The sequence below is a fragment of the Pontibacter toksunensis genome, assembly GCF_042686245.1.
Classification (GTDB): Bacteria; Bacteroidota; Bacteroidia; order Cytophagales; family Hymenobacteraceae; genus Pontibacter; species Pontibacter toksunensis.
Genome location: NZ_JBHUOX010000056.1, coordinates 1 through 7,687 on the forward strand (window position 1 = coordinate 1; position 7,687 = coordinate 7,687).

General features: G+C 49.1%; 6 protein-coding genes. 1 reads left to right on the top strand and 5 read right to left on the bottom strand.

Translation table 11 applies throughout. The features are described 5' to 3' along the window. Nucleotides 1-866 precede the first annotated feature (866 nt). The 5 genes from ACFS7Z_RS26615 to ACFS7Z_RS26635 all read right to left on the bottom strand — a co-directional run bounded on the left by ACFS7Z_RS26615 (nt 867) and on the right by ACFS7Z_RS26635 (nt 5,806). Nucleotides 867-2,138 (bottom strand): SdiA-regulated domain-containing protein, encoded by a 1,272-nt coding sequence (locus ACFS7Z_RS26615; RefSeq protein WP_377492303.1) that lies wholly within the window; start codon nt 2,136-2,138, stop codon nt 867-869. A 69-nt stretch (nt 2,139-2,207) separates the two neighbouring features. Next, complete coding sequence (locus tag ACFS7Z_RS26620; RefSeq protein ID WP_377492306.1) at nt 2,208-3,479, bottom strand: sensor histidine kinase; 1,272 nt, start codon at nt 3,477-3,479, stop codon at nt 2,208-2,210. Then, complete coding sequence (locus ACFS7Z_RS26625; protein ID WP_377492310.1) at nt 3,479-4,153, bottom strand: response regulator transcription factor; 675 nt, start codon at nt 4,151-4,153, stop codon at nt 3,479-3,481. The genes ACFS7Z_RS26620 and ACFS7Z_RS26625 overlap by 1 nt, the downstream gene beginning before the upstream one ends. 212 nt (nt 4,154-4,365) lie before the next feature. After that, the gene (locus ACFS7Z_RS26630) at nt 4,366-4,818 is read right to left on the bottom strand and encodes a hypothetical protein (protein WP_377492313.1); all 453 of its coding nucleotides are present in this window, start codon (nt 4,816-4,818) and stop codon (nt 4,366-4,368) included. 172 nt (nt 4,819-4,990) lie between these two features. Next, nucleotides 4,991-5,806: a phosphatase PAP2 family protein gene (locus ACFS7Z_RS26635; protein WP_377492316.1), complete on the bottom strand. Its 816-nt coding sequence runs from the start codon at nt 5,804-5,806 to the stop codon at nt 4,991-4,993. Between the two features lie 524 nt (nt 5,807-6,330). On the opposite strand from ACFS7Z_RS26635, the gene ACFS7Z_RS26640 reads away from it, so the two are divergent. Then, nucleotides 6,331-7,389, top strand: coding sequence for a response regulator (locus ACFS7Z_RS26640; protein ID WP_377492319.1), 1,059 nt, complete (start codon nt 6,331-6,333; stop codon nt 7,387-7,389). Nucleotides 7,390-7,687: the final 298 nt, after the last annotated feature.

The window sequence follows — 7,687 nt, forward strand, 5'->3', positions numbered from 1 at the left end:
GGGGTTTCTTAAGGGCGACATCAATTGTGTCTAGTACTGTCACTTAATCCTTTCCTCCTATATTGTATAAAAGCGAAGGTACAAATAGAAAGAATTGTACTCTTGGCTAACACTTCAAAGATATGAGGTACAGTTTAAAAGTGATGAAACATTCCTGTCCCAAGCAGCATCACCCGGTTTTACCGGAGTACTGTGAAGCTATAAAAGGCATTCATCCTAAACCGTAATTTTCTTAATTAGTGGCCCTGTAACCAGAAGAAATCAGGCGCTACAAATTCCCTTCAGAATCATGTTGTACCTTACTTGCCACAGAGAGGACAGGCTTTTCTATGCTTACCTAGCGGTAACATAAGTAACCAGTAACTGTTGTGGTGGCCAAACAGCAAGTAAACATTTAGCGCTTGTACCTCATCGGAGATCCCCCAGTTTTGTGCATGGAGCAACATCCATGCACGGCAGCTAACAGGATCAGCTGAACATATTACATTTTTAAAGAACTCTGGTAAGATGAAAAAAGGAATAATGATTTGTATTGGTATCCTTCTGGTACTGCTAGCTATTTACCTCGTGGATACCCGGTTCCGCTATAATGGAGAGACACCAGGCTCAGAATCAGCTGACACTGAATCATCCGATCTTTCCAGTTTTTATTGATTATCAGGTGCTCCTGAAACTGGTGGAGATTAAACCGGAGTAACAAAAGTGCGCTTGGTAAAAGCAGGCAGCAAATGTACTATGCTGGGTATTACCTGGTTGTCGGGAACAGGACGGCGGAAACCAAAGCAAGCAGGCGGTGTATACGAACACCGCCTGCATCTGCCCATCAATAAAGCCTTTCTATCAAGGGTGGTGGAACTGCCTTTAATTTACATGCTTTCCGGGAGCTTTAGGATGAGCGCTTTACCTGTTTTACCGCCTTCGCTGGAGACGTACATATCGCCTGTGTCGCTGAAGGCCAGTCCTTCTGGCTGGCGAAGCTGCTTTTTATCCAGGAGCTTTGCTTTCTGTATCCGGCCCTGCTGATCCAAGGTATACAGGCGGTGGTTCACCGCGTCCAGCACGTACATTTCTCCTGTGTCATCGTTCATTTCCAGCGAGGAAGGCTGAAGTATATCATATGCCTTCTTTTGCTTTTTGCTCCTGCCTTTTAGCTGCTGCTGGGCAAGAGAGATCGTCATAACTGGTTCAGCCTGCATTTTTTTAGTATTCAGCGGAATGGCATAAATGCCTTTGTAGTTGCCCAGGCTTTCATCGTAGCCTTTGGCGGCCACCAGCAGCCGGTTTTGTTTCCTGTCGTATGCCAGCCCTTCTGTGTTCTGCGTGGACACTAGTACAGAGGGATGCATTGTAGTCTGAGACTTGCTGCCCATAAAATCCGTGACCTCGTAGATGGCACCGTCGCTGCGCAGCAAATAGGCCGTGTGGCCTACCACGGCGATGCCTTCGTAATCACCAGGACCTGCAAAGCTAATTCTCCGGGTGACTGTTTCCTTTGCCAAATCATAAAGAAAGATAATCCCTTTCTCGTCCTGCACACAAGCCAGCAGGTTCTCCCGCACAAAGGATATACCTGATACTTCCCGCAGTTCTGACGGAAGTTCCCAGCTGCTTTTAGCCAGTCCGGCTGGTCTTTCATTCTCCTCACGCTGGCCGGTGGCATCGATGAAGTAATCTCCTCCACGCGTTGACTGCGCCGGGACAGCAGGCTGTTGCGAAAGGATTTTTCCGTGACTGCCAACAAGCAGCAGAAGTTCTTGCTTGCCCTGCTCCAGCTCTACTTTGTAGTAGGTGCTGTTTTGGTGCTGTACTCTGTGTGCCTCTTCTATCTCAAAGTTGCCGTACTGGTCCCGGAGATTCTCCAGGGCTAGACGCGGCAGGTACTGCTCCTGAATTTCTTCTGAGTATTGCAGTAGCCTGCCTTCTGCTGCAAACAAGACACTGCGCTCCCGTCCCCGCACCTGGAATCTGGCTTCGTAGTTTTCCTGCCCGCTCTCCCAGTTTACTTGCTTTGCTGTGGGGTATAGCTGTGCAATGCGGGCTTCAACAGCCTCGGGAATTTCTTTCTCTCTCCAGGAACCGCTGCATGCGCTTGTTCCTATTATTCCGGCAAGCAATAACGTATGAATTTTGTCTTTCATGGTCTTCAAATTGTTGTCTTCAGCAGCCAAGGTACTACCTCATTCTGTAGAGAATCTGAAGGTGCTGTGCTAGGAGGGAGGGGAGAACCGGATGCACAGCCTGTGCATTCCGTCTGCAAAGCTGTAAGTGGGTTTCATGTCGTAGAGGTCGCAGATTTTCTTGACAAGCGCCAGCCCGATACCCAGCGATCCGCTTGTGTCGCTCGCACTCATAAACCTGCCAAACAGCTGTTCAGCCGGCCCCTGTAGCACCTGACCAGTGTTGCGTACGCAAAGCTCGCCCTTGCGCAGTGATACCCGGATACTGCCGCCGTCGTGGTTGTGGCGGATGGCATTTACCAGTAGGTTCGAGACCAGTACCTCTGCCAGGCCACGGTTCATGTTAACGCTGGCAGGCTCCAGTTCCGGGGGCAGAAGGCGAAGACCCCGCATCACAGCCATTTCCTCCAACTGCTCCAACTGCTCGGCAACAAGCGCATGCAGCGGCACTTCCTCGTGCTCCCTGAACTCACGGTTACTGATGCGGGTAAGCAGGATCAGCGACTTGTTCAGGCGCGAGAGCCTGTTCGTAGAAGCATACATTTCCTCCACCAGCAGGGCTTGCTGCTCTGTCAGGTTTTCGGATTGCATGAAAAGCTCCAGCTTGCTGTTGACAATAGCCAGCGGCGTCTGTATCTCGTGAGAAGCGTTCTCGGTGAATTCTTTCAGGTTATAGTAGTCGCTCTGTATCTTGTCTGTCATGGCCAGCAATACCTCGTTCAATTCCTGGAACTCCTTGGTGGTGCTTTTTTTCAGCTGCAGCGGCTTGTACTGCGACAAGGTATAACGCTTCACTTTATGAAGCGTCTGGTAAAAATGCCGCCATATGTATTTGTTTATAAGGTAGTTTACTGCCCCCAAGCCCAGCAGTAGCAGGAGAAAGATCCACCCCATCGCCAGCATCGTGCTCTCGAACAGGTCCTGGAAGTCAATGAGGGACTTGAGGATGGTGTACTCATAAGGCTTATCGTTCTGGTAGGCAGTGAACTTCAGATACCGGAAAGGAACAAGCTCGTCGTCGTAGTTGCTGAAGATGAGGGTATCAGCCAGTTCCTCTACAGTGGGAGACACTGCATGAGCTTCACGCACGATGATAGCCTCTGAAATGCCGGAGGTGACACTCGGGAGGCGGTCGTGCTCGCGAATAAAGGCAATAATGTTCTCCTTGTCCGTGAAAAGCTGATCGTCCACCTCATCGTAGATCTCCGCCTGCATAATTTTGTAGAAGCTGAAGCCCCCAACCAGGAACACCACAAAAGATACCAGCAGGTAATAGAGGCTGGTTTTAGTTAAGATTCGCATCAGCAGCTAAACTTATAGCCCAGGCCATAAACCGATTGAATGTAGTCTTCGCCACCCGCAGCCTGCAGTTTCCGGCGAAGGTTTTTGATGTGCGTGTACACGAAGTCGAGAGAGTCCAGGCCGTCTACATGGTCACCCCACAGGTGCTCTGCAATGGATTCCTTCGTAAGCACGCGTTTTCTGTTGGAAATAAAGTATAGCAGCAGGTCGTACTCTTTCCGGGTGAGGTTGAGCTTCCTGTCTTGTACAGAGGCCTCAGCCGCGTCAGGAAAGACTTTGATGGCACCCGCCTGCACTATTTTCTGTCCGTTAAAGCTTCGACGCCTGATAACAGACTTCAGGCGGGCATTCAACTCAGAGAGATGGAAGGGCTTGGTCAGGTAGTCGTCAGCTCCCACTTCCAGCCCTATTATTTTATCGTCGAGCGCGTTCCTGGCGGAGATAATGATGATGCCGGTATCGGGATGGTTCTCTTTCAGTTGCCGTACAATCTCAAGGCCGCTTCCACCCGGCAGCGTAAGGTCTACAATCACGCAGACATAGCTGAAGTCAGACGCCTTCAGGCTTGCGTCCCTGAAGTTACCTGCTGATTCACACACGTAGCCCTCCTGCCGCAGGTACGTGAGGATAGACTCCTTCAATGCAAGTTCGTCTTCTACTACTAATACTTTCATGTGTCCTTTTACGAGGCAGTCATTTATTCATTCATGCTGAAGCAATCCTATTGCTGTAACCTCAGATTTGCAAAACCGCGCAACCTGAAAGTCTATTACTGAGAGTGAAGCAGGATGAAACAAAGGCGAAGGGGGTGTTAGCTAAACCAGGCGCGCCAGTAGCATTCAATTGCCGGGCGTGCCTGGTTTATTTTTTCAGTTGCAGCAGGAGCTTAATCCCAGAACGCTGGTTCCGCCTGCTCCTGGCCATCAGGAGAGAAAACTAGATACAGATCTGTACCGGTGTTCTCCATTTCCACCTGATAGAACACTTCATTCCCCCTGTACAGCTTCTCCGCCTCGTCCAGATGCTTGTCGCTGTGCTGCTGCAGGATGGCTGCTGTGACTGCATCCGGAAGCTCTGTATCTGGTATAGTGTGCTTGTACTGCAGCAGTTCCCCAGCGGGCGTAATCAAAGCGTCATGGTCTACCCCAGCCACCTCGAATTCTGCGGTATAGTTGCCGCCTGTTTTTTCCCATTCCACATCCATGGCTGCAGAGAAATTAGAAGTGAGGGTGCTTTTCACTTGTTCCGGAACATCGTTTGGAACAACTTCGCTGTCCTCAGTTGAACAGGAGAGCAGCAGCAGCCCGAGGGCAAATAGGTAATGCCTAGTTAATTTCATGAATTTTGAGTTTGTGTTTAACAAATAACTGCTGCGAAGGTCAGGCATAATTCTGTTTACAATCTGAAGTTTCGCTGATTTTGCGAAGTTCGTCTCATTGTTCAATCGTCACCCTTCTAGGCATCACCCATACAGAAACAAATAATGGCGTTGCTGCTTTCTTATGTTTATCCTACTGAAGCCGGTACACGACTGTGACTCCACCCGCTCCCTGGGAATAGAACGGAGTTACCCCCAGGTGTTGCTTTTCTGTCAAGCTGTTTACAATTTTTCGCTGTATAAAGGGGTAAGCCAGATGTGCCAACTCGGCCGAGAGAATCCCGATACCCGCGCCGGCAAGTACATCCGAAAGCCAGTGCCGGTCGTTGAGGATGCGCAGTACGCCCGTAGCAGTAGCAAAGGAATACCCTGCAACGCTGTACCACACGCTTTTGCTGCCATACTCATTATGAAAGAAGGTGGCGTAGGCAAACGCCGTGCTGGTGTGAGCCGAAGGAAAAGCGTCATTCCCGTTACCGTCAGGCCGGTTCACCGCCGTCAGGGTTTTCAGGTTGTTTGTGAGGCTGCGGTTCAGGAAATAAGTCATTCCGAGCAGCACGGCCTGCTCCGCAACGTGATGCTTGCCTTCTACTCCAGAGAGGTTGAGCCCCACGGCCAGGAGTACCGGCACGAAAGCAGTATGATCATCGATGGTGGTGCTGAAATTAGGATAGTTGCGCCGGACTACGTCCCGAAGCCCGCTGCTGCCCTCAAACAGTCCTTCGTCGTCCATGTGCGTGATGCCCCAGCCAATCAGCAGGCTTGGTACAATTGCCTTGCGCACTAGTGGGTGTAAGTTTCGCTTTACCTCTCCCTCGAGCAATGCTGAATCAGGATGCTGGTGCGGGGCCGCAACAGGCAGATCTACGGGAGTTGATTCAACTTTTTGCTGTGCCCGGACCGGAAGAGCAAACAGGAGTACAAAGGAAAAGAGAAACAGTGATTTCATAATGGCTGAATTTAATTTTCAGCACAACGCTACTTTCTGATTCTGAAGAAAATCTGTAGCTACATCAAAGCGCGGGTTTAGCAGGTGAAAACAACCTCTCTCTTCCGGAAAATTCGAAGGGCAGTGAGGCGAGGAGCATACAAGTTTAGTTGATAGAAGTGAGCAGGCTTTTTATAGGTGTCCTGACCTGGCACCGCTATGAGAAACAGGCAAAGGCCTCCTGCCGTGCCGCTTCCTAAAAATGCCTTCATTCCTCAACTAGTAACTGGTTGATACGTAAAGTAATATGAATAATATCTTTCATTATATTAGTAGTTATATATCTATAGCGTACACTGATAATCTTTTGTAATACTTCTGATTTTAAGTGGCGCCTGCTCAAATTCCGGGAGTAGAAGTTACTGCCACTAAGCTTCGAGGTGCAGCCGGATTACCAGTTGAGTTGGAAGGCTGTTCTTCGTTTAGAATGTACTTACTGTTTAAAACGGGTGCCATACCCCATCATACCTGTCCTTTCTTAGAAGATGAAAACAGTATTGGTTATAGAAGATAACGAGGAGATAAGGGAAAATATAGCTGAAATGCTGGAACTAGCCAACTATCAGGTATTGCTAGCGGAGGATGGCAAAAGAGGTTTAGAATTAGCCGTCCAGTATAAGCCCGATATAGTAGTATGCGATGGTATGATGCCGTCTATGGATCGATTTAGTGTGCTGCCCGTGTTTCAAAAGAATCCTATGCTGGAAGCTATTCCTTTTATTTTCCTTTCTGCCAGGGCTGAGCGGGCTGAAGTCAGAAAGGGAATGGAAAGCGGGGCAGATGATTACATCACAAAGCCATTTCAGGAGAGCGAGCTGCTCCAAGCTATCGAGGGCCGGCTGCGCAAAGCGGAGGTGCTGAAAAAAGAGTCCAAACAGCCTCCAGAGGACATCCGGGAGATGATGCGTACGGCTGGCCAGCACAAGGTACTGGAGCACCTGGCAAAGGACAAGAAGATTTACCTGTATAAAAAGAAGCAAATACTTTATGCAGAGGGCAATGAGCCTACTAAGCTTTATTTTCTGAAAAAAGGGAAGGTAAAAGTGTATACGACTAACAAGGAAGGGAAAGAGTATATCAGCGGCATTCACAAAGAAGGCGACTTCTTTGGGTACCTCCCTTTGATTGAAGAGACGGAATACCAGGAATCTGCTGAAACCATAGAAGACTCAGAAGTGGTGGTTATTCCAAAAGAAGAATTCATTTCTTTGCTTTACCACAACCAGGACATAGCAAACCGGCTGATCAGGATGCTGGCCACCAGCGTTTCTGAAAAAGAAAAGCTGCTTCCAAAGCTTGCCTATAACTCGCTCCGCAAGCGCACGGCAGACTCCCTGCTTTTCCTGCACACCAAGTACCAGACCCCTTCCGATAAGCACCCGTGCATCCAGATAAGCCGTCACGATATAGCAGGCATCGTGGGCTCCTCTCCTGAGGCAGTAACGCGCATGCTGAGTGACTTTAAGCATGAGCGGCTGATTGAAGTCATAGAAGGTAAAATATTTATTTTAAACGAACAGAAACTGCAGCACCTGCGCAACTAGCTTTTTATAGGTACGGCGTTGCTTTAAGGCAAAGCATTACAACTGTATGAGAGGAGCCAGTATTGGTTTACTCGAAATAAGGTACTGTCTTAAAAAGCAAGCGATTGATTTGAATTTTTCTTATCTTCACCTTACCTGAAAGAGAGCTCCTGGCCGATAGGTGCGGGATGTTCATCTTGTGTAGCCCTGCCCAGCGGGGCTACTTTGTTTTCGTCAGCTTCGCTGACACCTGAAAGAGAGGCTCCGGCCTCCAGGAGTTGGATGTCTCTTTTTTGTTTTTGATGCCTTTGGTCGTGAA

What these genes read in the sequence shown, in the direction of transcription:
- ACFS7Z_RS26635 (WP_377492316.1), bottom strand. Translation starts at nt 5,806, where the DNA reads ATGAAATCACTGTTTCTCTTTTCCTTTGTACTCCTGTTTGCTCTTCCG.
- ACFS7Z_RS26630 (WP_377492313.1), bottom strand. Translation starts at nt 4,818, where the DNA reads ATGAAATTAACTAGGCATTACCTATTTGCCCTCGGGCTGCTGCTGCTC.
- ACFS7Z_RS26640 (WP_377492319.1), top strand. Translation starts at nt 6,331, where the DNA reads ATGAAAACAGTATTGGTTATAGAAGATAACGAGGAGATAAGGGAAAAT.
- ACFS7Z_RS26620 (WP_377492306.1), bottom strand. Translation starts at nt 3,479, where the DNA reads ATGCGAATCTTAACTAAAACCAGCCTCTATTACCTGCTGGTATCTTTT.
- ACFS7Z_RS26625 (WP_377492310.1), bottom strand. Translation starts at nt 4,153, where the DNA reads ATGAAAGTATTAGTAGTAGAAGACGAACTTGCATTGAAGGAGTCTATC.
- ACFS7Z_RS26615 (WP_377492303.1), bottom strand. Translation starts at nt 2,138, where the DNA reads ATGAAAGACAAAATTCATACGTTATTGCTTGCCGGAATAATAGGAACA.